Source organism: Stenotrophomonas sp. PS02297, from assembly GCF_029959705.1.
GTDB lineage: Bacteria > Pseudomonadota > Gammaproteobacteria > Xanthomonadales > Xanthomonadaceae > Stenotrophomonas > Stenotrophomonas nitritireducens.
Genome location: NZ_JASCOS010000027.1, coordinates 1 through 23464, shown reverse-complemented (window position 1 = coordinate 23464; position 23464 = coordinate 1). Strand labels below are relative to the sequence as shown.

General features: G+C 68.8%; 23 protein-coding genes. 8 read left to right on the top strand and 15 right to left on the bottom strand.

The annotated features are described in order from the left end of the window. Positions 1-40 precede the first annotated feature (40 nt). Both QMX80_RS08015 and ubiE read right to left on the bottom strand, forming a co-directional pair. Entirely contained in the window at positions 41-1993 is a 1953-nt protein-coding gene (locus QMX80_RS08015) for a M1 family metallopeptidase (protein ID WP_055772360.1), read from the bottom strand. Between the two features lie 90 nt (positions 1994-2083). Beyond that, on the bottom strand, positions 2084-2848 hold the full coding sequence (gene ubiE / locus QMX80_RS08010; protein WP_055772363.1) for a bifunctional demethylmenaquinone methyltransferase/2-methoxy-6-polyprenyl-1,4-benzoquinol methylase UbiE: 765 nt from the start codon (positions 2846-2848) through the stop codon (positions 2084-2086). Between the two features lie 91 nt (positions 2849-2939). On the opposite strand from ubiE, the gene QMX80_RS08005 reads away from it, so the two are divergent. Together QMX80_RS08005 and QMX80_RS08000 are read left to right on the top strand one after the other, a co-directional pair. Then, positions 2940-3392 carry a nucleoside deaminase gene (locus QMX80_RS08005; protein ID WP_273084233.1) on the top strand — a complete coding sequence of 151 codons (453 nt, stop codon included), beginning with the start codon at positions 2940-2942 and terminating at the stop codon, positions 3390-3392. Positions 3393-3600: 208 nt separating this feature from the next. Beyond that, a complete protein-coding gene (locus QMX80_RS08000; protein WP_055772369.1) occupies positions 3601-3852 on the top strand; it encodes a hypothetical protein in 252 nt (83 codons plus the stop codon). Positions 3853-3945: 93 nt separating this feature from the next. Here the strand turns inward: QMX80_RS08000 and smeE are convergent, their stop codons facing one another. Together smeE and QMX80_RS07990 are read right to left on the bottom strand one after the other, a co-directional pair. Further along, positions 3946-7092 (bottom strand): multidrug efflux RND transporter permease subunit SmeE, encoded by a 3147-nt coding sequence (gene smeE, locus QMX80_RS07995; RefSeq protein WP_282276366.1) that lies wholly within the window; start codon positions 7090-7092, stop codon positions 3946-3948. Positions 7093-7104: 12 nt separating this feature from the next. Beyond that, positions 7105-8277 (bottom strand): efflux RND transporter periplasmic adaptor subunit, encoded by a 1173-nt coding sequence (locus tag QMX80_RS07990; RefSeq protein ID WP_282276364.1) that lies wholly within the window; start codon positions 8275-8277, stop codon positions 7105-7107. Positions 8278-8493: 216 nt separating this feature from the next. On the opposite strand from QMX80_RS07990, the gene QMX80_RS07985 reads away from it, so the two are divergent. After that, the gene (locus QMX80_RS07985; protein ID WP_057505212.1) at positions 8494-9165 is read left to right on the top strand and encodes a TetR family transcriptional regulator; all 672 of its coding nucleotides are present in this window, start codon (positions 8494-8496) and stop codon (positions 9163-9165) included. Between the two features lie 180 nt (positions 9166-9345). Beyond that, positions 9346-9756, top strand: coding sequence for a hemerythrin domain-containing protein (locus QMX80_RS07980; protein WP_282276363.1), 411 nt, complete (start codon positions 9346-9348; stop codon positions 9754-9756). A gap of 59 nt (positions 9757-9815) precedes the next feature. Here the strand turns inward: QMX80_RS07980 and hslU are convergent, their stop codons facing one another. Together hslU and hslV are read right to left on the bottom strand one after the other, a co-directional pair. After that, positions 9816-11192, bottom strand: a complete 1377-nt coding sequence (hslU, locus tag QMX80_RS07975; RefSeq protein ID WP_282276362.1) for an ATP-dependent protease ATPase subunit HslU — start codon at positions 11190-11192, stop codon at positions 9816-9818. A gap of 111 nt (positions 11193-11303) precedes the next feature. Continuing rightward, positions 11304-11855 carry an ATP-dependent protease subunit HslV gene (gene hslV, locus QMX80_RS07970; RefSeq protein ID WP_055772387.1) on the bottom strand — a complete coding sequence of 184 codons (552 nt, stop codon included), beginning with the start codon at positions 11853-11855 and terminating at the stop codon, positions 11304-11306. 152 nt (positions 11856-12007) lie between these two features. Between hslV and QMX80_RS07965 the strand changes: the two genes are divergently transcribed. Next, a complete protein-coding gene (locus QMX80_RS07965) occupies positions 12008-12451 on the top strand; it encodes a hypothetical protein (protein WP_282276361.1) in 444 nt (147 codons plus the stop codon). Positions 12452-12493: 42 nt separating this feature from the next. On the opposite strand, the gene QMX80_RS07960 is transcribed toward QMX80_RS07965, so the two are convergent. The 7 genes from QMX80_RS07960 to QMX80_RS07930 form a co-directional block, all read right to left on the bottom strand. Beyond that, on the bottom strand, positions 12494-12967 hold the full coding sequence (locus QMX80_RS07960; protein WP_282276360.1) for a DUF1203 domain-containing protein: 474 nt from the start codon (positions 12965-12967) through the stop codon (positions 12494-12496). A gap of 111 nt (positions 12968-13078) precedes the next feature. Then, positions 13079-13972, bottom strand: a complete 894-nt coding sequence (xerC, locus tag QMX80_RS07955; RefSeq protein ID WP_282276359.1) for a tyrosine recombinase XerC — start codon at positions 13970-13972, stop codon at positions 13079-13081. Positions 13973-13985: 13 nt separating this feature from the next. Beyond that, on the bottom strand, positions 13986-14663 hold the full coding sequence (locus QMX80_RS07950; protein WP_055772398.1) for a DUF484 family protein: 678 nt from the start codon (positions 14661-14663) through the stop codon (positions 13986-13988). Continuing rightward, positions 14660-15511 carry a diaminopimelate epimerase gene (gene dapF / locus QMX80_RS07945; protein WP_282276355.1) on the bottom strand — a complete coding sequence of 284 codons (852 nt, stop codon included), beginning with the start codon at positions 15509-15511 and terminating at the stop codon, positions 14660-14662. Before dapF ends, QMX80_RS07950 begins: the two co-directional genes overlap by 4 nt. Continuing rightward, positions 15504-15719 (bottom strand): lipoprotein, encoded by a 216-nt coding sequence (locus tag QMX80_RS07940; RefSeq protein ID WP_282276353.1) that lies wholly within the window; start codon positions 15717-15719, stop codon positions 15504-15506. The genes dapF and QMX80_RS07940 overlap by 8 nt, the downstream gene beginning before the upstream one ends. Before the next feature lie 94 nt (positions 15720-15813). After that, complete coding sequence (locus QMX80_RS07935; RefSeq protein WP_273084257.1) at positions 15814-16218, bottom strand: YbaN family protein; 405 nt, start codon at positions 16216-16218, stop codon at positions 15814-15816. 14 nt (positions 16219-16232) lie between these two features. Continuing rightward, positions 16233-18359, bottom strand: coding sequence for a S9 family peptidase (locus QMX80_RS07930; RefSeq protein ID WP_282276352.1), 2127 nt, complete (start codon positions 18357-18359; stop codon positions 16233-16235). Positions 18360-18463: 104 nt separating this feature from the next. Here QMX80_RS07930 and QMX80_RS07925 point away from each other — a divergent pair, with 104 nt between their 5' ends. Next, a complete protein-coding gene (locus tag QMX80_RS07925; protein ID WP_282276351.1) occupies positions 18464-19669 on the top strand; it encodes a pyridoxal phosphate-dependent aminotransferase in 1206 nt (401 codons plus the stop codon). Between the two features lie 201 nt (positions 19670-19870). Here QMX80_RS07925 and QMX80_RS07920 read toward each other — a convergent pair whose 3' ends face one another. Both QMX80_RS07920 and QMX80_RS07915 read right to left on the bottom strand, forming a co-directional pair. Continuing rightward, the gene (locus QMX80_RS07920) at positions 19871-21970 is read right to left on the bottom strand and encodes a prolyl oligopeptidase family serine peptidase (RefSeq protein ID WP_282276350.1); all 2100 of its coding nucleotides are present in this window, start codon (positions 21968-21970) and stop codon (positions 19871-19873) included. Between the two features lie 68 nt (positions 21971-22038). Further along, the gene (locus QMX80_RS07915) at positions 22039-22347 is read right to left on the bottom strand and encodes a hypothetical protein (RefSeq protein ID WP_282276348.1); all 309 of its coding nucleotides are present in this window, start codon (positions 22345-22347) and stop codon (positions 22039-22041) included. Positions 22348-22478: 131 nt separating this feature from the next. On the opposite strand from QMX80_RS07915, the gene QMX80_RS07910 reads away from it, so the two are divergent. Together QMX80_RS07910 and QMX80_RS07905 are read left to right on the top strand one after the other, a co-directional pair. Then, on the top strand, positions 22479-23078 hold the full coding sequence (locus tag QMX80_RS07910) for a lipocalin family protein (RefSeq protein WP_055772418.1): 600 nt from the start codon (positions 22479-22481) through the stop codon (positions 23076-23078). Between the two features lie 147 nt (positions 23079-23225). Beyond that, positions 23226-23464 (top strand): chorismate mutase (locus QMX80_RS07905; protein WP_282276343.1); only part of this gene is annotated, 239 nt, incomplete at its 3' end.

Genomic DNA, 23464 nt, shown 5'->3' with positions numbered 1-23464 from the left:
AGCCAAAGCTCGCCGTTTGGGTTGAAGCAAACCTGGCCGATTACGGCTGCGGCGCTGCGTCCTGCTTCGGCGCGGCTTCGGCCTTGGCGATCATGTCGGCCACCGAGGCGGTGGTGATCGGGTGATAGCCCGGCTTGGCCTTGGCAAAGACTTCCTTGGCGAAGGCCAGGCCTTCCGGCGTCTTCAGCAGCTCGGCGTAGATCGGCAGGATCAGCTTGCGGCGGCCGACCTTCTGGATGAACTCGCCGGCGGCCGGCTGGGCCTGGGCATAGCCGCTGCGGATGGCCAGCGGGTACCAGCGCATGGCGATCTCGCCGTTCGCCGTACCGGTGAAGCGGTAGGCCTTGTCCAGCTGCTCGAGCTTGGCCACCGGCACGGTCTTGCCGAGGCCGTCGATGAAGCGCACCCATTCCTGGGTGGTCCACTGGCCGGTTACCTGGTTGCTCGGCAGCTGCTCGCTGCCCAGCCAGGCGATGCGCGCGGTGTCGACCACGGCGAAGCTGCGCGAGCGGGCCTTCGGCGCGAACGACGGGATGCCCGGCTCGTCCAGCCACGCGTGCAGTTCGGCCTCGGTCACCGCGGTCGGGTTCTTCGGCAGCAGGTTCTTCTTCAGATACTCGACGAACTGGTCGGTGTTGGCGCTCTGGAAGGCGTGGTCATCGAACCAGCCGCGCAGGAACGGATCGAACACTTCGCGGCCGAAGCGCTGCTCCAGGAACTGCAGGAACCACGCGCCCTTGACGTAGGCCACCTGGCTCAGCGCGTCGTCCGGGTCGCGCTCGGTCAGCGGCGGCAGCGCCAGCGCCTGGTCGGCCGGACTCATGTCCTTCACTTCGTTGAGCAGGTCGGTCTGGTCGATCTCGCGCTCCATCTCGGCCGCTTCCTGGCCGTACAGCGCCTCGGTGATGCGCGCCTGCACGTAGGTGGTGAAGCCTTCGTTGAGCCAGATGTCCTTCCAGCTGGCGTTGGTCACCAAGTTGCCCGACCAGCTGTGCGCCAGCTCATGGGCGACCAGCGAGACCAGCGACTTGTCGCCGACGATCACGGTCGGGGTGGCGAAGGTCAGGCGCGGATTCTCCATGCCGCCGAACGGGAACGACGGCGGCAGCACCAGCATGTCGTAGCGGCCCCAGCGGTATTCGCCGTACAGCTTCTCGGCGGCACCGATCATCTTCTCGGTGTCCTCGAACTCCTTGGCGGCCTTGTTGACCATGGCCGGCTCGGCCCACACGCCCGAACGCGACGAGATCGGCTCGAACACCAGGTCACCGGCCGCGATGGCCAGCAGGTAGGACGGGATCGGCTGCGGCATCTTGAACGTGTAGTCGCCGTCGCGCGCGGCCTTCGGGTCGTTGTCGGCGCTCATCAGCACCATCACGTCCGGGCGCGAGACCACGTGCGCGCTGTAGGTGAAGCGCACGCTGGGAGTGTCCTGCAGCGGCACCCAGGAACGGGCGTGGATGGCCTGCGACTGGCTGAACATGAAGGGCAGCTTCTTGCCCTCGGTCATGGCCGGATCCAGCCACTGCAGGCCCGAAGCGGTCGGCGCGGTGTGGTAGGTGATGCGCACGCTGGCCGGCTGCTGCGGCGCTTGGATGGTCAGCTTGCTGCCGAACACCTTGTCCGCCGGCGCCAGCTCGAACTGCAGCGGCGCGGCGGCGCCGTCGGCGGCCAGCGCCTCGACCTTCTCGATGGTCAGTTCACGGGTGTCCAGCACCAGCTGCTGGGCGCCCTTGTCCTTCCATTCCAGCGCGTAGGTGGCGGTGCCGCCGATCTGCTTCTGGTCGAAATCGACCTTCAGGTCCAGCGCCAGGTCCTTGATGACGACCTTGTCCGGCTCGGCGTAGGAGCTTTCATCGTGGCTGCGGCTGACGGTGTTCACGGCGGCGGCGGGCTTCTCGGCGACGGGATCGGCAACGGGAGCGGCGGGGTCCTTGGCGCAGCCGGCGACGAGCGCGACGGCCAGGGGCAGCATCAGGAAGGGTGAACGCATGGGATTACCTTTGCGGCGGAAAACGGTGGAGAGGAACGCGGGAGGCGGGAAGGACGGGGGGAGCCGGCTGTCGCCGCCCCGCCTTTTGGCCTAGATCTTGTAGCCGGAATGGATGGCGACGATGCCGGCGCTGAGGTTCTTGTAGTGGCAACGGCCGAAGCCGGCCTCGCCCATCATCGCCTTGAGCTCTTCCTGCGGCGGATGCTTGCGGATGCTCTCGGCCAGGTACTGGTAGCTGTCGCCGTCGCCGCGGGCGAACAGCCTGCCCAGCTTCGGCAGCACCTTGAACGAGTGGAAGTCGTAGATCGGCTTGAACCAGTCGGCGGTGACCTCGGAGAACTCCAGCACCCGCGCCTGGCCGCCGACCTTGAGCACGCGGTACATCTCGCGCAGCGCGGCGTCCTTGTCGGTGACGTTGCGCAGGCCGAAGGAAATGGTCACCAGGTCGAAACTCTGGTCCGGGAACGGCAGCGCCTCGGCGTTGAGCTGCACCCACTCGAAGCCGGACACCTGGCCGCGGTTGATCAGGCGGTCGCGGCCCACCGACAGCATGCCGGCGTTGATGTCGCCCAGCACCACGCTGCCTTCATCGCCGATGCGCTCCTTGAGCAGCACGGCGATGTCGCCGGTGCCGCCGGCCAGGTCGAGCACGCGATCGCCCGGCTTCACCTGCGCGGTGGCCACGAAGTAGCGCTTCCACAACCGATGGATGCCCAGGCTCATCAGGTCGTTCATCAGGTCGTAGTTGTCGGCCACCGACGTGAACACCTGGCCGACAAGCTTCTGCTTGTCCTTGGCCGGCACGTCGCGGAAGCCGAAGTGGGTGGTGCCGCTCTTGTAGGGGGATTCGCTCATGCGCCCGATTATCGCACTCCCGCGCCGGCGGCGCGGCGGCCCCCGGGAACGGGCCGCTATCATGGCCGGCCACCCCACGGATGCCTGCCCCATGATCGCCACCCCCGACTACCGCGCCCTGCTCGACACCGCCGTCGCCGAAGCCCGCCAGGGCCTGGCCGAGGGCGGCATCCCGATCGGCGCGGCGCTGTACCACAACGACGGCCGCCTGCTCGGCTGCGGCCACAACCGCCGGGTGCAGGAAGGCGACCCGTCGATCCACGGCGAAACCGACGCTTTCCGCAAGGCCGGCCGCCAGCGCGGCTACCGCGACACCATCATGGTCACCACCCTGGCGCCGTGCTGGTACTGCTCCGGGCTGGTGCGCCAGTTCAACATCGGCACCGTCGTGGTCGGCGAATCGGTGACCTTCGGCGGCGGCATCGACTGGCTGCGCGAGAACGGGGTCAAGGTCATCGACCTGAACGATGCCGGCTGCATCGAGATGATGAGCCGTTACATCGCCGAAAACCCCGAGGTCTGGAACGAGGACATCGGCGAATAAGGGCTGCGCCGCGCTCCCTGGCGGCTCCGGCCGTGCCCCGCGCACCATTGCGCGGCCCTGGACATGCGCGCTCGACAGCCCCGCCGTAGCGCATCCGGGCGTGACGCGGCGCTCGCCCGGCCGGTCCAGCTGTCACGGCGCCACCTGCCTGTCATCGATACAGGCTATGCTCGATCGTGCAGGGGGGCACTGCCATCGAGGTGACGCGATGCATCTTTCGCCCGTACATGGACTCCATCGGCAATCGCTGCGCCAGGCCGGCGAACGGCTGCGCGCCCACTATGCCCGCCATCACCGCTCCGCCGCCTTCTGGGATGCCTACCAGCAGATCCAGAACGAACTGGCCGACGAATTCCCCGAGCACCGCGCCGAACTGTGCAACCGCATGGCCGCCTTCGCGCAGCGGCTGGGCGCGGTGGAGGAAGCGCAGCTGCTGGACGCGGCCGTCCATCACGACTGACTCGCCGAGCCACAGGAACGACAACGCCGGGGCATGCCCCGGCGTTGTCGTTTCAGCGAGGGTACCGGCGTGCCGCCGGCCCCGCATCGGTCATCACGCCTGCGGCGATTCCCCGTTCCCGGCCAGGCGCCGGCGGTTGAACAGGCGCTGCACCACCACGAAGAACAGCGGGATGAAGAACAGGCCCAGCAGGGTGCCGGCGATCATGCCGCCCAGCACGCCGGTACCGATGGCGCGCTGCGCGCCCGAACCGGCGCCCGAGGCGATGGCCAGCGGCAGCACGCCCAGGCCGAACGCCAGCGAGGTCATCACGATCGGCCGCAGGCGGTCGCGCACCGCGTGCATCGTCGCCTCGATCACGCCCGCGCCCTTCTCCAGGTTCTCCTTGGCGAACTCGACGATCAGGATCGCGTTCTTCGAGGTCAGGCCCACCGTGGTCAGCATCGCCACCTGGAAGTAGACGTCGCGCTCCATGCCGCGCATGGTGTTGGCCAGCACCGCGCCGAGGATGCCCAGCGGCGCCACCATCAGCACCGCGGTGGGCACGCTCCAGCTCTCGTACAGCGCGGCCAGGCACAGGAACACGATCAGCAGCGACAGCGTGTACAGCAGCGGCGTCTGCGAGCCGGCCTCGCGTTCCTGGTAGGACACCGCGGTCCATTCGATGCTGAAGCCCGGCGGCAGCTGGCGGGCCAGCTTCTCCACTTCCTGCATCGCATCGCCCGAGGCCACGCCCGGCGCGGCCTCGCCCTGGATTTCCAGCGCGGAGACGCCGTTGTAGCGCTCCAGGCGCGGCGAACCGTAGTCCCAGCGCTGGCTGGCGAAGGCCGAGAACGGCACCATCTGCCCGGCGCTGTTCTTCACCGTCCACAGGTTGAAGTCTTCCGGGTTCATGCGGAAGCCGTCGTCGGCCTGCATGTAGACGCGCTTGACCCGGCCGCGGTCGATGAAGTCGTCGACATAGCTCGAACCCCACGCGGTGGCCAGGGTGCTGTTGATCGCATCCAGCGACAGCCCGTGCGCGCCGGCCTTGGCCACGTCGATGTCCAGGCGCAGCTGCGGGGTGTCGTCCAGGCCGTTGGGGCGGACGTTGGCCAGCTTGCCGCTCTTGCCCGCCATGCCCAGCAACTGGTTGCGCGCGTTGACCAGCGCATCGTGGCCCTGCCCGGTGTTGTCCTTCAGGAAGAACGTGTAACCCGAGGCGGTACCCAGCTCCGGCATCGCCGGCGGCGGGAAGGCGAAGATGAAGGCGTCCTTGATCTGCCCCAGCGCGGCCATCGCGCGGCCGGTGATCGGCCCCACCCCGTCCTTGGCGCCGCGGTCCTTCCAGTCCTTGAGCTTGACGAAGGCCATGCCCGAGTTCTGGCCCATGCCGGAGAAGCTGAAGCCCTGCACCGAGAACACCGATTCCACGGCGTCCTTCTCGTTCTGCAGGAAGTGGTCTTCCAGCTTGTAGATCGACTCCAGGGTGCGTTCCTGGGTGGCGCCCACCGGCGCCTGCACCAGTGCCATCAGGATGCCCTGGTCCTCGTTGGGCAGGAACGAACTGGGCAGGCGCACGAACAGCAGGCCCATCGCGACCGCCAGCGCCAGGAACACCGCCATGAACCGCCACGGCCGCGCCAGGATGCCGCGCACGCCGCGCTGGTAGCTGCCGCTGGTGCGGTCGAAGCCGTTGTTGAAGCCGTTGAAGAAGCGTCCGGCCAGGCCGCGGTGGGCGACGTGGTGCTCGCCCTTCTTCAGCGGCTTGAGCATGGTCGCGCACAGCGCCGGGGTCAGCACGATCGCCACCAGCACCGACAGCGCCATCGCCGAGACGATGGTCGCCGAGAACTGGCGGTAGATCACGCCGGTGGAGCCGCTCATGAAGGCCATCGGCACGAACACCGCCGACAGCACCAGGCCGATGCCGACCAGCGCGCCGGTGATCTGGCCCATCGACTTGCGCGTGGCTTCCAGCGGCGACAGTCCTTCCTCGGACATGATGCGCTCGACGTTTTCCACCACCACGATGGCGTCGTCCACCAGCAGGCCGATCGCCAGCACCATGGCGAACATGGTCAGCATGTTGATCGAGAAGCCCAGCGCGGCGAGGATGCCGAACGTGCCCAGCAGCACCACCGGCACCGCGATCGTCGGGATCAGCGTGGCGCGGAAGTTCTGCAGGAACAGGTACATCACCAGGAACACCAGCACGATCGCCTCGAGCAGGGTCTTGACCACGCCCTTGATCGACACCTTCACGAACGGCGTGGTGTCGTACGGGATCACCGCCTTCAGGCCGCGCGGGAAGTTGGCCGCCAGCTCGTCCAGGGTCTTGCGCACGCCCTCGGAGGTATCCAGCGCGTTGGCGCCGGTGGCCAGGGTGACGGCCAGGCCCGAAGCGGGCTTGCCGTTGTAGCGGGTCACGAAGTCGTAGGTTTCCGCACCCAGCTCCACGCGCGCGATGTCGCCCAGCTTCAGCGTCGAGCCGTCGGCCTCGGTGCGCAGCACGATGTCGCGGAACTGCTGCGGGGTCTGCAGGCGGTCCTGTGCGTTGATGGTGGCGTTGAGCTGCTGGCCCTTCACCGCCGGCGCACCGCCCAGCTGGCCCACGGCCACCTGCGCGTTCTGCGCGCGCACCGCCGCGGTCACTTCGTCCACCGAGACCCGGTAGGTCTGCAGCTTGTTCGGGTCCAGCCAGATGCGCATGGCGTACTTGCCGCCGAACACCTGGATCGAGCCCACGCCCGGCACGCGGCTGAGCGGGTCCAGGACGTTGGAGCCGACGTAGTCGGAGATGTCGTGCTCGTCCATGCTGCCGTCCTCGGACACGAAGCCGACGACGTTGAGGAAGCCCGAGCTGGACTTGGCGACGTTGATGCCCTGGCGCTGCACTTCCTGCGGCAGCAGCGGCATGGCCAGCTGCAGCTTGTTCTGCACCTGCACCTGGGCGATGTCCGGGTTGGTGCCGCTCTCGAAGGTCAGGGTGATGCTGGCCTGGCCGTTGGAGGAGCTGTTGGACGAGAAGTAGATCAGCCCGTCCAGGCCTTTCATGTTCTGCTCGATGATCTGCGTCACCGAGTCCTCGACCACCTTGGCCGAAGCGCCCGGATAGTTGGCCGAGATCGATACCGCGGGCGGCGCGACCTCCGGGTACATCGAGATCGGCAGCTTGAGCATCGCCAGCGCGCCGGCGAGCATGATGATGATGGCGATGACCCACGCGAAGATGGGTCGATCAATGAAGAAGCGAGCCATGGATGTCTCCGCTTACTGCTTGGCGGCCGGCGCGGCCGGCGCGGCGGGTTTGGCGGCTTCGGCGCCCTTCTCGGTGGCCTGCACCGGCATGCCCGGGCCGATCTTCTGCAGGCCCTCGACGATGACCTTGTCGCCGGCCTTCAGGCCGTCCTCGACCAGCCACTTGTCGCCGATGGCGCGGCTGACGGTGACCGGACGCAGCGCGACCTTGCCTTCGCCGTCGACCACCATCGCGCTGGTGTTGCCCCTGGGATCGCGGGCGATGCCCTGCATCGGCACCAGCAGCGCATCCTGGCGCACGCCGCTGCCCAGTACCGCGCGCACGAACATGCCCGGCATCAGCACCTGGTCGGGGTTCTCCACGCGCACGCGCAGGCCATAGCTGCCGGTGCCCGGGTCGACGCTGACCTCGGAGAATTCCAGGGTGCCCTTGTGCGCGTAGCGGCTGCCGTCTTCCAGCACGATGTCCACCGGTAGTTCGGACGCGCCCTGCAGGCGGCCGGCGGCCAGTTCGCGGCGCAGCTGCAGCAGTTCGGCCGAGGACTGGCTGACGTCGATGTAGATCGGGTCGAGCTGGTTGATCGTGGCCAGCGCATCGGCCTGGCCGGCGCTGACCAGCGCGCCCTGGGTGACCGTGGACTTGCCGATCTGGCCGCTGATCGGCGCGGTGATGCGGGCGTAGCCCAGGGTCACGTTGGCCGCGTCCAGCGTCGCGCGGGCGGCGCCGACGTCGGCCTCGGCCTGCTTCCACAGGGCCTGCGCGTTCTCGTCGTCCTGCACGCTGATGACCCGGCTCTTGACCAGTTCGCTGCTTCGGCGCGCGGCCAGGCGCGCGGCGCTGGCGCTGGCCTCGGCGCGGGCCAGCTGCGCGCGGGCGCTGTTGGCCTGGGCGCGGTAGGCGGCGTCATCGAGCTGGTACAGCGGCTGGCCCTGCTTGACCAGGCTGCCTTCGGTGAACAGGCGTTCGGCGACGATGCCGTTGACCTGCGGGCGCACCTCGGCCACCTGGTAGCCGGTGGCGCGACCGGCCAGTTCGCGGGTCAGGGTGACCGGCTCGGCCTTGAGGGTGACCACGGTGACCTGCCCGGGGCCGCCGGCCTGCTGCGGCGGCTGCCCCCCGCAGGCGGCCAGGGCACCGGCGACCAGCAACGACAGGAGGACAGGGCGGAGAATCGATCGGCTCATGGCGGGAAGACTCGCAGAGAGGGAGAAGCCATGCGACCTGGCCGGCTCCGCTCCGGCGGGAGCAGGCGGCCAGCAGCGGCGCGCGCGGAAAACCCACGCACATTACCGCGATCGGATGACGGGAAAAGAGCGCGAAAGGATACATACATGCATGTCTGTTTGTAAATTGCTAGAATTCAGACATGTTTCACATGGGCTGTGCACAACGGCAGCGCAATGGCACGCAAGAGCAAAGAAGACGCGCAGGCCACCCGCGAGGGCATCCTCGACGCGGCAGTGGCCTGCTTCCACGAACACGGCGTGGTCGCCACCACGCTGGCGATGATCGCCGCGCGCGCCGGCTATACCCGCGGCGCGGTGTACTGGCACTTCAAGAACAAGACCGAAGTGCTGGAAGCGATGATCGAGCGCGACCGCATGCCCTTCGTGCAGCGCCTGCAGCGCACCTACGCGCCGCAGCGGCAGACGCCGGTCCAGGACCTGCGCGCCGTCATCCGCGTCTCGCTGGCCGAACTGGCCGGCGATCCGCGCCAGCGCAGCCTGATGGAGATCCTGCTGCGCTGCGAACAGTCCAGCGAGAGCCAGAGCATCCAGTCCATGCAGCGCCAGAACTCGCAGGAGGAACTGGACATGGTCACCCGCGCGCTGGAGCGGGCGCGCGACCTGGGCCAGCTCCGCGCCGGCGTCGACGCCGCCACCGCCAGCCGCATGCTGCACATCAGCCTGACCGGCGCGCTGTACAACGCCATGGCCCAGCCGGAGGAGTACGACCTGGAACGCGACGGCCTGATGGTGATGGACGTGGTGCTGCAGGCCTATGTCCGCGAGGAAGTCTTCCAGCCGGGCGTGTTCCCGGACGAGGCCGACAGCGCCGGCTGGGACGCCTGACCCGGCATCGCCGCCACGAGCCCAGTCCGGGCCGCGGTTCACGGGCCGATAAAGCGCCGCCTCCTGCACCTTGATGACTGCCCGCTGCATGCCGCGCGCATGCCGGCTCAAGTTCGCGACGCCCGGGCCGCTGCACGGCGCGACCGGCATGGGGCCGGGAGAGAGGCAGACAGACAGGCCATGGACATACAGCGATACCACCACGACCACGCGCGGATCCTGGAACAGATCGACGCGCTGCGGGCTTTGGCGCGCGCAGGCGTGCGCGAGCATGCCGAGGAAATCGGCCAGCTGATCACCGGCACCGCCAGCCACATCAAGTTCCACCTGGCAGCCGAAGACCAGGTGCTCTACCCGACCCTGGCGCGCTGCGGCAAGGCGGACCTGGCGGCGATGAGCGAACGCTACCGGATCGAAATGCAGGGGCTGGCCGAAGCGTTCGCCGGCTTCGTCAGGCAATGGCGGGTACCGGCGCGGCTGGCCGCCGATCCGGAAGGATTCCGCCGCGACGCCAATACCGTGCTGCGGGCGCTGTTCGAACGCCTGCAACGCGAGAACGCCGAACTGTACCCGGCCGCCGAGCGCGCCTGACGACACCGGCATGAACAACAACGGCGCCCGAGGGCGCCGTTTCCGTCGATGCGGTCCGTTTACAGGATGTAGCGGCTCAGGTCCGGATCCTGCACCAGCTCGCCCAGGTGGCCGTCGACATACGCGGTGTCGATGGCGAGGGTCTCGCCGTCGCGGTCCGGGGCCTCGTAGCTGAGCGTGTCCAGCAGCCGCTCCAGCACCGTATGCAGGCGCCGGGCGCCGATGTTCTCCTGGCGCTCGTTGACCTGGAAGGCGATCTCGGCCAGCCGGTCGATGGCATCGGCGGTGAAGCTCACCTTGACGCCTTCGGTGGCCAGCAACGCCTCGTACTGCTTGGTCAGCGCCGCCTTGGGCTCGGTGAGGATGCGCACGAAGTCGTCCTTGCTCAGCGCGCCCAGTTCCACGCGGATCGGGAAGCGGCCCTGCAGTTCCGGAATCAGGTCGCTGGGCTTGGCCAGGTGGAACGCGCCGGAGGCGATGAACAGGATGTGGTCGGTCTTGACCGTGCCGTACTTGGTGGACACGTTGGAGCCCTCCACCAGCGGCAGCAGGTCGCGCTGCACGCCTTCGCGCGAGACATCGCCACCAGATGAGTTGGAATCGCCGCGCTTGGCGACCTTGTCGATCTCGTCGATGAACACGATGCCGTGCTGCTCGCAGGCCTCGATCGCGGCGCTGCGGATGTCGTCCTCGTTGACCAGCTTGCCGGCCTCCTCTTCCACCAGCAGCGGGCGCGCGGCCTTGATCGTCAGCGTGCGCTTGTTCGACTTGCCGCTGCCGAGATTGGCGAACATCGAACGCAGCTGCTGGCCCATTTCCTCCATGCCCGGCGGGGTCATGATGTCCATGCTGACGTTGGCCGCCACTTCCAGCTCGATCTCGCGTTCGTCCAGTTCGCCGTTGCGCAGCATGCGCCGGAACTTGATGCGGGTTTCATTGTCCTGCGCCGACGGCTCGTTGCGCGCGGCATCGGCGTCGAAACCGATGCCGACGCTGCGGCGCGGCAGCAGCGCATCGAGGATGCGGTCCTCGGCCTTCTCCTCGGCCTGGGTGCGCACGCGCACCTTGGCCTGTTCGCGGTACAGCTTGACCGCGGTGTCGGCCAGGTCGCGGACGATCTGCTCCACGTCCTTGCCGACGTAACCGACCTCGGTGAAACGCGTGGCCTCGACCTTCACGAACGGCGCGTTGGCCAGCGTGGCCAGGCGGCGCGCGATCTCGGTCTTGCCGACGCCGGTGGGGCCGATCATCAGGATGTTCTTGGGCATCACCTCGTTGCGCAGTTCGGCCGGCAGCTGCATGCGGCGCCAGCGGTTGCGCAGGGCGATGGCGACCGCGCGCTTGGCGTCGTGCTGGCCGACGATGTGCCGGTCCAGTTCCTGCACGATCTCGCGCGGGGTCATGGTGGCGGAGGAGACTTCGATCTTGTGGTTCATGGCGGTACCTGGAGGGCAGGAACGAGGGGAGAGGAACGAGAAACGAGTAGAAGCAAGGAGCGGGAACGCGGCGGCATCGCCACTCGCTCCTCGTTCCTGTTCACTCGTTCCTCAAAGCTCCTCCACCACCACGTTGGTGTTGGTATAGATGCAGATGCCGCCGGCGATGTTGATCGCCTCGGTGGCCACGCCACGCGCATCCAGATCGGTGTGCTTGAGCAGCGCGCGCGCGGCGCTCAGCGCGTAGGAACCGCCGGAGCCGATCGCGATGATGCCGTCCTCCGGCTCGATCACGTCGCCGGTGCCGCTGATGATCAGCGAGGTTTCCCTGTCGGCCACGGCCAGCAGCGCCTCGAGCTTTCCGTAGCGGCGGTCGGTGCGCCAGTCCTTGGCCAGTTCCACCGCCGCGCGGGTCAGCTGGCCGTGCTTCTCGAGCTTGGCCTCGAACAGTTCGAACAGGGTGAAGGCATCGGCCGCCGCGCCGGCGAAACCGGCCAGCACCTGGCCGTCGCGACCGAGCCGGCGCACCTTGCGCGCATTGCCCTTCATCACCGTGTGGCCCAGCGTGACCTGGCCGTCGCCGGCGATCGCCACGTGTTCGCCGCGACGTACGCAGCAGATGGTGGTGGCATGGAAAACATTCGGGTTCTGGCTGGGATCCATTGGGAGGCCTCCGGGGTGTCCCGGCAACAATGGGGGCAGCGCCGGGCGGTTCAAGCATCCCCGGCGAAGCTGCCGCGGCTTGATTCAGGTCAAGCAGCGGCCGGGCCGGCAGGCCGATCATGGCGGCGTGGCCCGGCCACGCGAGGAACCCCGTGCTTCCCTACCCGCTGCTGCTCATCGCCCACCTGTTCGCCGCCGTGATGTTCGTCGGCGCGGTGTTCTTCGAGGTGTTGATCCTCGGCAGCGCGCTGGAGCGCGTACCGGCTGGAGTGAAGCGGCGCGTCGAATCGGCGGTCGCCCAGCGTGCGCGCCGGCTGATGCCGTGGGTGCTGGCGCTGCTGTATGCCAGCGGTCTGGGCATGGCCTGGCATTACCGCGCGGCGCTGGCGCAGCCGCTGGCCAGCAGCTTCGCGCTGATGCTGGCGCTCAAGATCGCGCTGGCGTTGAGCGTGCTCGGTCATTTCATCGTGGCGATGCGCACGCGCGGCCATGGCGAACGCATCGCCCGCCGCTTCCAGCGCATCCACGTCAGCGTGTTCTGCCACATGCTCGGCATCGTGCTGCTGGCCAAAGGGATGTTTTATTTCGGTGCCTGATCCACCCGACCGATGCCAGCCATGCGGCATCGCCAACGCGCATCACCCCACCCGGTCGGCGCGGCAGAGATAGCAGCCATGCCGGGCGCTGTGCAGGTGCACGTAGGCAACGCGCGGATCGTCCAGCTGCGCGCGCAGCCAGCTGCCGGCCTGTCCGCCCTCCACCACCTCGGCGGCCACGATGCAGTCGCCGTGGTCGTAGGCGCGCACGGAAGCCAGCCGCTGCGCGACATACGGCGGCAGCTCGTTGGCCGCCAGCCGCGCCGGTACCGCGCCGCGGCGGATGAAGACCGGCCCGCTGGCGCGGTAAGGCGAGGCCGCCGGCTGGTGCCAGTAGGGCAACAGCAGCAGTTCCTCACCGACGGCGGCGTTGCACAGGCTGACCCGGCACGGGAAGCCGCGTGCACTGTCGGCGATGCGGCGCACCGCGCCATGCGCGGCCAGTCCGGCATCGTCGAGATCGAACAGGGGCTGCAGCGGCGCAGGATCGATGCCGGAAAGCAGGAAGTCGGCCATGGCGTAGTGGTTGATGGGGAGACGCCCGCAGGATGCCGCCCGCATGGCACGCCCGCCGGCCATATCCGGACATCGCATTGCCTGCTCCCGCGCTTGCGGAAACGCCGGGACTCAGTCCGGCTCGGCGGGGCTGCGCCGTTTCGCGCGCGGGTGCGCGGCGTCGTAGACCTTGGCCAGGTGCTGGAAATCCAGGTGCGTGTAGATCTGGGTGGTGGCGATGTCGGCGTGGCCGAGCAGTTCCTGCACGCCGCGCAGGTCGCCGGAGGATTCCAGGATGTGGCTGGCGAAACTGTGCCGCAGCATGTGCGGGTGCACGTGCTTGAACAGCCCCTGCCGCTGCGCCAGCTGCCGGATGCGGATCTGCACCGCGCGCTGGCTGATCGCGCCGCCGCCGCGCCCCGGGAACACCGGCTTGTCGGTGCCGCCACCGCTGTCCTTGCGCCACGCCTGCAACGCCGCCATGGCGTGCGAGCCGACTGGCACGGTGCGCTCGCGGTTGCCCTTGCCGCGCACCAGCACCATCGCGCTGGCCAGGTCGAGATCGCGCCAGCGCAGCGCGCACAGCTCGCTCAGGCGCAGGCCGGAGGAATAGAACAGTTCCAGCAGCGCGCGGTCGCGCAGGCCCAGCGGCGCATCGGTCGGCAGTTCGACCAGTTGCACCGCTTCGTCGGCATCGAGCACCTGCGGCAGCTTGCGCGGCGCCTTCGGCGCGCGCAGTCCGGCCGCCGGGCTGCTGTCGATCGCGCCGTTCTTCAACAACCAGGCATAGAAGCTGCGGATCGCCGACAGGCGCCGCTGCAGGCTGCGCGGCGACAAGCCGCGCCTGTGCCCGGCGGCGATGAACTCGCGCAACTGGTCGGTCGCCAGCGCCTGTGGTGCGCCGGCGCCCTGCGCGTCGCACCACTGCGCCAGCGCGGTGAGGTCGCGCCGGTAGGCGTCGAGCGTATGCGCCGACATGCGCCGCTCGACCTGCAGGTAGGAAAGAAACGCTTCGACGGCGTCCATCGCCGCTTCCGCCTCAGCCGCCGCGGAAGCGCTGCAGCGCCACCACCAGCGACTCGCCCATCATGCGCAGGAACAGCGTGCCCATCCCGGGATAGAAGCGGTTCGGATCGTGGCTGCCGACCGCGATCAGGCCGACGCCCGGCAGCGGCAACAGCGCGGTGGACAGCACCTCGCCGACACGCTCGGCGTACAGCACCTCGTTCTTCTCCGGCTGCAGGCGGCCGCAGATCGGCTCGCCGTCCTGCAGGCAATCGTGGAACGGCGCCAGCCGCGCATCGCCGGAAGCGATGACCTGCAGCCACGGCGCCTGTTCCAGCTCCGGCACCGGCTGCAGGCTGACGATGCGCACCAGGTCGCCGGCGAAATCCTCTTCCAGCGAGGCGGCCATCGCCCGCAGCGTGTCGGCGGCGCTGGTCTGGCGCATCAATGCCAGGGTCAGCTGGTGGGTGCGGACCGCCAGGCGCTCGTTGACCTGCGCGTTGACGCCCAGGTCGGCCAGCCGCCGCGACAGCTCGCGGTTCTTGTCGCGCAGCACTTCCAGCTGGTAGCTGGCCAGCGACGCGGTCGGGCCGTCGTCGCGCGGCACCACCAGGGTCAGCGCCAGGTCGGGGAACTGCTTGAGGAAGCCGGGATGGCGCCGCAGCCAGGCCGCGACTTCATGGGCGCCGATTTTCTCCAGGGTGTCGTTCATCCCATCCACTCTCCATCGAATACGAAGGCCGCCGGGCCGGACATCACGATCTGCGCGTCGTCGGCCGGCCATTGGATGCGCAGGTCGCCGCCGGGCAGCGACACCACCGCGTCGCGCGCCAGCCGGCCGCGCTGCATCAGCACCACCGCCGCGGCGCAGGCGCCGCTGCCGCAGGCCAGGGTTTCGCCGACGCCACGCTCGAACACGCGCAGGCGCAGGTGGCCATTGTCCAGCACCTGGGCGAAACCGACGTTCACCGACTCCGGGAACGAAGCGTGCTGCTGCAGCAGCGGCCCCATCCGCTCCACCGGCGCCGCGTCGATCAGGCCGACCTCCAGCACCGCGTGCGGGTTGCCCATCGATACCGCACCGAAGCGAACGTTCTCGCCCTGCAGCGGCACCACGTACTCGTCGCGGGCGCGCGGGAAACCGATCAGCGGGATCTGCGCCGGTTCGAATTCCGGCTGCCCCATCGCCACGGCGTAATGCCCGCCGTCCAGCCGGCGCACCGCATGCGTGCGCAGCGGGCTGTCGATCAGGAATTCATCGCCCTGCGCCGCGCCGTCGCGCACCAGCCAGGCGGCCACGCAGCGCGCGCCGTTGCCGCACTGCTGCGAGGTGGAGCCGTCGGAGTTCCAGATGCGATAGGACGCCACCGAAGCGGCATCGCGCGGCGGCTCGATGGTCAGGATCTGGTCGCAGCCGACGCCGCGATGCCGGTCGGCGATGCGCGCGGCCAGGTCCACATCCGGCGGCGGCGTACCGTCGCGCAGGTCCAGCACCACGAAATCGTTGCCGGCGCCATGCATCTTGGTGAAACGCAGGCGCGGTGCCGCCGGCCTATTCATGATCGTGGCCGTCGGCCTTCTGGTCCTGTGTCTGATTGCCGGCTCCGGATTGGCCGGCGGGCGGCGCGTCGGCCGGCTTCACTTCCTGCTCTTCCACCGGTACCGGCTTCTGCGGCATCACCAGCGGCCCCTTGTTGCCGCAGGCGGTGAGGACCAGCAGCGCGCTTGCGGCTGCAACGAGCATCAGGGAACGGGACGTCTTGTTCATGGCCCGAGTATAGCCACTGGCATGCAGGGCCGGCCGCGGCTGGCGGCCTCGGCCATGCCGGCGATTCATCAACACTCCCCGCCAGTGGCCGGCATCACGCCTGCGGCGGCAGCGGGCGTGTCCACAGCCAGGTGCAGACGCAGGCCATGCTGCCGATCGAGAACCATTTCACCCAGGCCAGCGGTACGCACCAGAGCATGATCAGCGCGCAGGCCAGCATGGTCGCGGTGGCCATCCACTTGCCCTTGCGGCTGACCGCGCCGTGCGCCTGCCAGTCGGCGATGGCCTTGCCGAAGCGTGGGTGGGTCAGCAGCCAGCGGTGCAGGCGCTCGGAGCCGCGCGAGGCGGCCCAGGCCGAGATCAACACGAACACGGTGGTCGGCAGCCCCGGCACGAAGATGCCGACGATGCCCACGCCGAGGCTGGCGTAGGCCAGCAGCCACCAGGCCCAGCGCAGGCGCACCGGGCGTGGCTCCGGGGGCGTTGACGGTTCCGGCATGGGCGCGGGCGCCGTCAGTGCGCCACGTCCAGCTGCGACAGCACGAACGCGTAGGACTCGGCCAGCTCGTGGTAGCGCTGGAAACGGCCGGACTTGCCGCCGTGGCCGGCCTCCATGTTGGTGCGGAACACGATGGGATGCGTGCCGGTGTTGACGTCGCGCAGGCGCGCCACCCACTTGGCCGGCTCCCAGTACTGCACCTGCGAATCCCACAGGCCGGTGCCGACGAACAGTGCCGGATAGGCCTGCGCGCGCACGTTGTCGTACGGCGAATAGCCGAGCATGTAGTCGTAGTACGGCTTCTGCTCCGGGTTGCCCCATTCGTCGTACTCGTTGGTGGTCAGCGGGATGCTGGCGTCGAGCATGGTGGTGACCACGTCCACGAACGGTACCTGCGCCACCATCACCCGGTAATCGCCCGGCGCCTGGTTGGCGACCGCGCCCATCAGCAGGCCGCCGGCGCTGCCGCCGGACGCGGCCACGCGGTCCTTCGCCGCCCAGCCCTGCGCCACCAGCGCGCGGGTGACGTCGATGAAGTCGTTGAAGGTGTTCTGCTTGTGCAGCAGCTTGCCGTCCTCGTACCAGTGGCGGCCCATCTCCTCGCCGCCGCGGATGTGGGCGATGGCGTAGACCATGCCGCGGTCGAGCAGGCTGACCACGCTCTGGTTGAAGTACGGATCCATCGACATGCCATAGCTGCCGTAGGCGTACTGGTACAGCGCGGCGCTGCCGTCCTTCTTGAAACCCTTTTTATAGACCAGCGACACCGGCACCTTCGCGCCGTCGCGCGCCGCCACCCACACGCGCTCGGTCTGGTACAGCGACGGGTCGTAGCCGATCACCGGCTGCTGCTTGAGCTGGCGGCGCTCGCCGGTCTTCACGTTGAGCTCGTAGGTGGTGGCCGGCGTGGTCAGCGAGGTGTAGCTGTAGCGCAGCCAGTCGGTCTCCGGCTCGGCGTTGACCGACAGGCCCATCGAATACGCCGGTTCGTCGGCCTTGACCAGTTCGCTGCGGCCGTCGGCGAACAGCAGGCGCACGCGCTCCAGCGCCTCGGCGCGTTCGGCGATGGCGGTATAGCCGTCGAACAGCTCGAAGCCTTCCACCAGCACCTGCGGATCGTGCTTCACCCAGTCCTGCCACTGCGCGCGCGCGGTGGCGCCGTCCGCCGCGGTGACCAGCTTGAAGTTGGTCGCGCCATCGGCATTGGTGCGGATCACCCAGCGGCCGTCGAAATGGTCGGCGTCGTATTCCACGTCGCGCGCGCGCGGCGCCAGCACGGTGAACACGGCCGGGTCGGCGGCCGGCGCATAGCGCAGTTCCGAGGACACGGTGCTGTCCACGCCGATGGTGATGTAGCGGTCGTCGCGGGTGCGGCCCACGCCCATGTAGAAGCTGTCGTCGTCTTCCTCGTAGACCAGCGCATCGCTGCTGGCCGGCGTGCCCAGCACGTGCTTCTTCACCCGCACGGTGAGCAGGGTCTCCGGGTCGTTCTCGACGTAGAACAGGGTGCGGTTGTCGTCGGCCCACACCACGTTCGCCGACACGCCCTGGATCACGTCAGGCAGCAGTTCACCGGTGGCGAGGTCCTTGAAGCGGATCGCGTACTGGCGGCGGCCGACGTCATCCTCGGCCCAGGCCAGCAGGCGGTTGTCCTGGCTCACTTCCATGTCGTCGACGGCGAAATAGCCCTTGCCCTCGGCCATGGCGTTCAGGTCCAGCAGCACTTCCTCAGGCGCCTGCATGTCGCCCTTGCGGCGGGCGTGCACCGGGTAGTCCCTGCCGGTCTCGTAGCGGGTGTAGTACCAGTAGCCGCGCTCGCGGTACGGCACGCTGGCGTCGTCCTGCTTGATGCGGCCGACGATCTCGGCGTAGAGCGTCTCCTCCAGCGGTTTGAGCGGCGCCATCAGCGCGTCGGTGTAGGCGTTCTCGGCAGTGAGGTAGGCCAGCATCGCCGGGTCCTTGCGCTCGTCGTCGCGCAGCCAGTAGTACTCGTCCTGGCGGACCGCGCCGAACGGCGCCTTGACTGGGTGGGGACGCTTTTCGGCATCGGGCGGAACGGGCGGGGCGGCGACGGCGACGGCGACGGCGACGGCGGTATTCATCATCAGGCTTGCGACCAACAGGCAAAGGGCGGGTTTCATGGCACGGGCTCCGTGGACGACACGCTGCCGCCCGGGCGATGGCCGACAGTGTGCCATGGGAGCGCAGGCCACCCGACTGTGGCGGGCGGCCTATGATGTCGGCGATGAACGCCCCCACCCCCACCCCGTCCAGCTACAGCCGGCGCAGCCACGAAATCGCCCCGTTCCACGTCATGTCGCTGCTGGCGCGCGCCAACGCGCTGGAACAGGCCGGCTTCGATGTGATCCACCTGGAGATCGGCGAGCCCGATTTCACCACCGCCGAGCCCATCGTGCGCGCCGGCCAGGCCGCGCTGGCCGCCGGCCATACCCGCTACACCGCCGCGCGCGGGCTGCCGGCGCTGCGCCAGGCCATCGCCGGCTTCTATCGCAGCCGCCATCGGCTGGACATCGACCCCGAGCGCATCCTGGTCACGCCCGGCGGCTCGGGCGCCCTGCTGCTGGCCTCCAGCCTGCTGGTCGACCCCGGCCGGCACTGGCTGCTGGCCGATCCCGGCTATCCCTGCAACCGCCATTTCCTGCGGCTGGTGGAAGGCGCCGCGCAACTGGTCCCGGTCGGCCCGGACAGCGGCTACCAGCTCACCCCGGAGCTGGTCGAGCGGCACTGGAACGCCGCCAGCGTCGGCGCGCTGGTCGCCTCGCCCGCCAACCCCACCGGCACCACGCTCGATGCCGCGCAGCTGGCCGCCCTGTCGGCCGCGCTGAAAGCGCGCGGCGGGCACCTGGTGGTGGACGAGATCTACCACGGCCTGACCTATGGCTTCGACGCGCCCAGCGTGCTGGAAGTGGACGACGAGGCATTCGTGCTGAACAGCTTCTCCAAGTACTTCGGCATGACCGGCTGGCGGCTGGGCTGGCTGGTGGCGCCGCAGCGCGCGGTTCCCGAACTGGAGAAGCTGGCGCAGAACCTGTACATCAGCGCGCCGTCGATGGCCCAGCACGCGGCGCTGGCCTGCTTCGAGCCGGAGACCATCGCGGTCTTCGAGCAGCGCCGCGAGCAGTTCCGCCAGCGCCGCGACTACCTGCTGCCGGCGCTGCGCGCACTGGGGTTCCGCATCGACGTCGAACCGCAGGGCGCGTTCTACCTGTACTGCGACGTGAGCGCATTCACCGACGACGCGCAGGCGTTCTGTGCGCATTTCCTGGAAACCGAGCACGTGGCGTTCACGCCCGGGCTGGACTTCGGCCATCACCGCGCAGGCCAGCACGTGCGCATCGCCTATACGCAGGAGGTGGCGCGGCTGCAGGAAGCGGTGGCGCGGATCGGGCGTGGGCTGGAGAGCTGGGGACAGGTCATCGCTTCGCGCTGACACCCCACGATTCGCGCTGCAAACCGCGGGCCCCGTCTTTCGCTTGCCGCACCCCGCGCCTTCCGCGCGCCCCCTGACTCGGGGGGCTTTCCTCCAGATACATCCTGGTAGTGCCTGCAGTTTTTCCGGAGTGAGGAGATTTTCTCCCTCCAAATGACAACGCCGCCTTGCGGCGGCGTTGTCGCCTGCATCCTGTTGCTGTCACTTCCTGCTGAGCTGCTCCCACAGGAAGCTGTAGGCCAGCGCCGACATGTGTGCGGCCTGCGCATTGTTCGCCGCGCCGCCGTGGCCGCCTTCGATGTTCTCGTAGTAGGTCACGTTCTTGCCGGCGTCGATCATCTTGGCCGCCATCTTGCGGGCATGGCCCGGATGCACGCGGTCGTCGCGGGTGGAGGTGGTGAACAGCACCGGCGGGTAGTTCTTCTTCGCGTCGAACAGGTGGTACGGCGAGAAGGTCTTGATGAACTCCCAGTCGGCCGTGTCCGGGTTGCCGTACTCGGCCATCCACGAGGCGCCGGCCAGCAGGTGGCTGTAGCGCTTCATGTCCAGCAGCGGCACCTGCACCACCACCGCACCGAACAGCTCCGGGTACTGGGTGAGCATGTTGCCGGTGAGCAGGCCGCCGTTGCTGCCGCCCTGCACGCCCAGGTGCCTGGCCGAGGTGATCCGGCGGCTGACCAGGTCCTGCGCCACCGCCGCCATGTCCTCGTAGGCCTTGTGGCGGTTCTGCTTCAGCGCCGCCTGGTGCCAGCGCGGGCCGTACTCGCCGCCGCCGCGGATGTTGGCCACGACGTACACGCCGCCCTTGTCCAGCCACGCACGGCCCATGCCGCCGGAGTAGGACGGGGTCAGCGAGATCTCGAAGCCGCCGTAGCCATACAGCAGTGTCGGGTTGGAACCGTCCAGCTTCATCGCCTTGTCGTGCACCACGAAGTACGGCACGCGGGTGCCGTCCTTGCTGGTGGCGAAGTGCTGCTCGATCACCTTGCCGCTGGCATCGAAGAACGCCGGCATGGTCTTGAGCACTTCCGGCTGCTGGCCGATCTGCGCCAGGGCCAGCGTGGTCGGGGTCAGGTAGTCGGTGACGGTCATCCACACCGCGTCGCTTTCGTCCGGGTCCACTGCGCCGACACCGATGGTGCCGAACGCCGGGGCGCCGGTGAAGTCGCTGCGGGTCCAGCCATCGGCACCGTGCGTCAGCACCTGCAGGCGGTTCTTGACGTCGTCCAGCACGTTCAGCACGACATGGTTCTTCGTCCACACCGCGCCGGCCAGCGAGGTGGTGTCGGTCGGCGCGAACAGCACGTCGAACTCGCGCTTGCCGGCCATGAAGTCGTCGAACTTCGTCGCCAGCAGCGAGCCGGCGGCATAGGTCCTGCCGCCCACGGTCCACGGCTCGCGCAGTTCCAGGGTCAGCCATTGGCGGCGCACGGCCTTCTCGGCCGAGTTCGGCGCGTCGATCTTCGTCAACGCGCCATCGGCGCCGATCAGGAACAATTCGTTGTTGTAGAAGGCGATGGTGCGGCTGACGAAGTCGTGCTCGAAGCCCGGCGTGTCGTCATGCATCGCCGCGATGTACATGTCCTCCGGCGTGCCCTCGTACACCGGGGTGGCCGCGGACATCGGCGTGCCGCGCTTCCAGCGCTTGACCACGCGCGGATAGCCGGAGGTGGTCATCGTGCCATCGCCGAAATCGGTATAGACGAACACGTTGTCGCGGTCGATCCAGCCCAGGCCGCCCTTGGCTTCCGGACGGAAGAAGCCGTCCTTGATCCAGTCCTTCTTCGCGATGTCGAATTCGCGGGTGACGTCGGCATCGGCGCCGCCGCGCGACAGCGCGATCAGGCAGCGGGTGTATTCCGGGCGCAGGCAGTTGGCGCCGTGCCACACCCAGTTCTCGCCCTCGGCCTTGTTCAGCGCGTCCAGGTCCAGCACGGTTTCCCACAGCGGCTCGGCCTTGCGGTACTCCACCAGCGTGGTGCGGCGCCAGACGCCGCGCTCGTGCTGCTTGTCCTTCCAGAAGTTGTAGTAGTAGTCGCCGATCTTCTCGACGCCGGGGATCTTGGCGTCCGAATCCAGCACCTGGCGGATGCCGGCTTCCATCTGCTTGAACTGCGGGCTCTGCGCCAGCCGGGCCTCGGCCTTGGCGTTCTGTTCCTTCACCCAGGCCAGCGGCTTGTCGCCGGTGACGTCCTCCAGCCAGGCGTACTTGTCCTGGTCGGCGTCAGCGGCCATGACGGCCCCGGACAGGCTTGCGGAAATCAAACCCGCGGCGAGGCAGGCGGAAGTGAATCGGGACATGATGGCTCCATGCGGTCATAAGCCGCGAACGCTAGCACAGCGCCGGTGCCGCCTTCCCCTGTCGAAGGTCAGGCCGCCCGCACCGCCGTACCGCGGCGCGGACGGCGCAGGCGCCGGGCCTGCGGCCGTTGCCGGTTGCCCGCCGCCCGTGGCCGCATGCGCCATGCCGCCGGCAGGCGGAACCGGTACAGCGCCCACCATGCGCTCAGCGGCATGCCCAGCAGCCACAACGGCAGCCAGCCGATCCAGACACTGCTGCCGCGCATCGCCGGCCACACCAGCACCAGGGCCAGTCCGGCAAGCACGGCCTGCCTGACGCAGCGCAACACGCGCGGATCGGGATGTTCGACGGTATTGCTGCGGGACGACTCGGCCATGACACGCTCCGGTAACGGGTTCAGGCGCATGCTGCCGGTCGTCCATCTCAGGGGTTGCGACCGGGCATTGACGCATCCATCGCCGCCCATCGAACATGCTGGCGTCACCCATCAAGGCGCTCCGCCCCGCAATGCGACCCATCCCTGCGTTCCTGTCCGCTTTGTTGCTGAGCCTGACCCTGCCGCTGGCGCCGGCCCTCGCGCAGGACGCCGCACCGGCGGCCGTCGAAGCCAGGGGCGTCGCCGAAGGCCCGATCGACCTGCAACGCTTCATGGGCCGCTGGTACGTGATCGGACGGGTTCCGAATTTCGTCGAGCGCGGCCATGTCGCCAGCATCAACACCTACAGCCTGCGCGGCGGCGACCGCGTCTCCATCCGCTACCAGTACCGCGATGGCTTCGATGCGCCGGAAGAGGAAATCGACCTGCGCGCGCGCGTGGACGAGGACAGCGGCAACCGCCGCTGGCGCACGTGGTTCTACAAGGTGGTGCCGACCCACTCGCGCATCCTGGAAGTGGCGCCGGACTACTCCTGGGCGCTGATCGGTTACCCGGGCCGCGAGATGGCATGGATCTTCGCCCGCGAGCCGGACATGGACGCCGCGCTGTACCGGCAGCTTGCGCAGCGCCTGCGCGACCGCTACGAGGTCAATACCGACAAGCTCAAGCGCGTGCCGCAGCACCCGGAGCAGGTCGGCAGGCTGGGCTTCGAGGTTCCCAACCAGAAGTGACCCTCGCCCCGCCCCGCGGAACCGGGCGGGCTTGACCTGCATCAATCGCCGCCCACCGGCGGCGCCCTAGCATGGCGGTCTCCAGCAGGACACCGCCATGCGCATCGACTCCATCGCGACACCCGGCCCACGACCGGGCCGGCAATCATGAATGCCTGGTTCGACCGCCTGGTACTGGCCTGCACGCGCCACGCGATCGACCGGGTCGACGACGGCATGGTGGAACTGTTCGCCGGGCGCCAGCGGCTGGCTGCCATCGCCGGCCGCGCCAAGGCGCACGCCGGCCTGTGCCGGCAGGATCCCGAACGCGAACGCGCCGTACTCGAGCGCGCGCGCCCCCGCGCCCGCCCGCGCCGGGCGGCGGGGGGGGGCGGGGGGGGGGGGCG

Coding starts and splice junctions, on each gene's coding strand:
- ubiE (WP_055772363.1), bottom strand. CDS start 2,848: ATGAGCGAATCCCCCTACAAGAGCGGCACCACCCACTTCGGCTTCCGC.
- QMX80_RS07910 (WP_055772418.1), top strand. CDS start 22,479: ATGCGACCCATCCCTGCGTTCCTGTCCGCTTTGTTGCTGAGCCTGACC.
- QMX80_RS07985 (WP_057505212.1), top strand. CDS start 8,494: ATGGCACGCAAGAGCAAAGAAGACGCGCAGGCCACCCGCGAGGGCATC.
- xerC (WP_282276359.1), bottom strand. CDS start 13,972: ATGGACGCCGTCGAAGCGTTTCTTTCCTACCTGCAGGTCGAGCGGCGC.
- QMX80_RS08005 (WP_273084233.1), top strand. CDS start 2,940: ATGATCGCCACCCCCGACTACCGCGCCCTGCTCGACACCGCCGTCGCC.
- QMX80_RS07940 (WP_282276353.1), bottom strand. CDS start 15,719: ATGAACAAGACGTCCCGTTCCCTGATGCTCGTTGCAGCCGCAAGCGCG.
- smeE (WP_282276366.1), bottom strand. CDS start 7,092: ATGGCTCGCTTCTTCATTGATCGACCCATCTTCGCGTGGGTCATCGCC.
- QMX80_RS07915 (WP_282276348.1), bottom strand. CDS start 22,347: ATGGCCGAGTCGTCCCGCAGCAATACCGTCGAACATCCCGATCCGCGC.
- QMX80_RS07935 (WP_273084257.1), bottom strand. CDS start 16,218: ATGCCGGAACCGTCAACGCCCCCGGAGCCACGCCCGGTGCGCCTGCGC.
- QMX80_RS07930 (WP_282276352.1), bottom strand. CDS start 18,359: ATGAAACCCGCCCTTTGCCTGTTGGTCGCAAGCCTGATGATGAATACC.
- QMX80_RS07990 (WP_282276364.1), bottom strand. CDS start 8,277: ATGAGCCGATCGATTCTCCGCCCTGTCCTCCTGTCGTTGCTGGTCGCC.
- hslV (WP_055772387.1), bottom strand. CDS start 11,855: ATGGATCCCAGCCAGAACCCGAATGTTTTCCATGCCACCACCATCTGC.
- QMX80_RS08000 (WP_055772369.1), top strand. CDS start 3,601: ATGCATCTTTCGCCCGTACATGGACTCCATCGGCAATCGCTGCGCCAG.
- QMX80_RS07960 (WP_282276360.1), bottom strand. CDS start 12,967: ATGGCCGACTTCCTGCTTTCCGGCATCGATCCTGCGCCGCTGCAGCCC.
- QMX80_RS07950 (WP_055772398.1), bottom strand. CDS start 14,663: ATGAACGACACCCTGGAGAAAATCGGCGCCCATGAAGTCGCGGCCTGG.
- hslU (WP_282276362.1), bottom strand. CDS start 11,192: ATGAACCACAAGATCGAAGTCTCCTCCGCCACCATGACCCCGCGCGAG.
- dapF (WP_282276355.1), bottom strand. CDS start 15,511: ATGAATAGGCCGGCGGCACCGCGCCTGCGTTTCACCAAGATGCATGGC.
- QMX80_RS08015 (WP_055772360.1), bottom strand. CDS start 1,993: ATGCGTTCACCCTTCCTGATGCTGCCCCTGGCCGTCGCGCTCGTCGCC.
- QMX80_RS07980 (WP_282276363.1), top strand. CDS start 9,346: ATGGACATACAGCGATACCACCACGACCACGCGCGGATCCTGGAACAG.
- QMX80_RS07920 (WP_282276350.1), bottom strand. CDS start 21,970: ATGTCCCGATTCACTTCCGCCTGCCTCGCCGCGGGTTTGATTTCCGCA.
- QMX80_RS07925 (WP_282276351.1), top strand. CDS start 18,464: ATGAACGCCCCCACCCCCACCCCGTCCAGCTACAGCCGGCGCAGCCAC.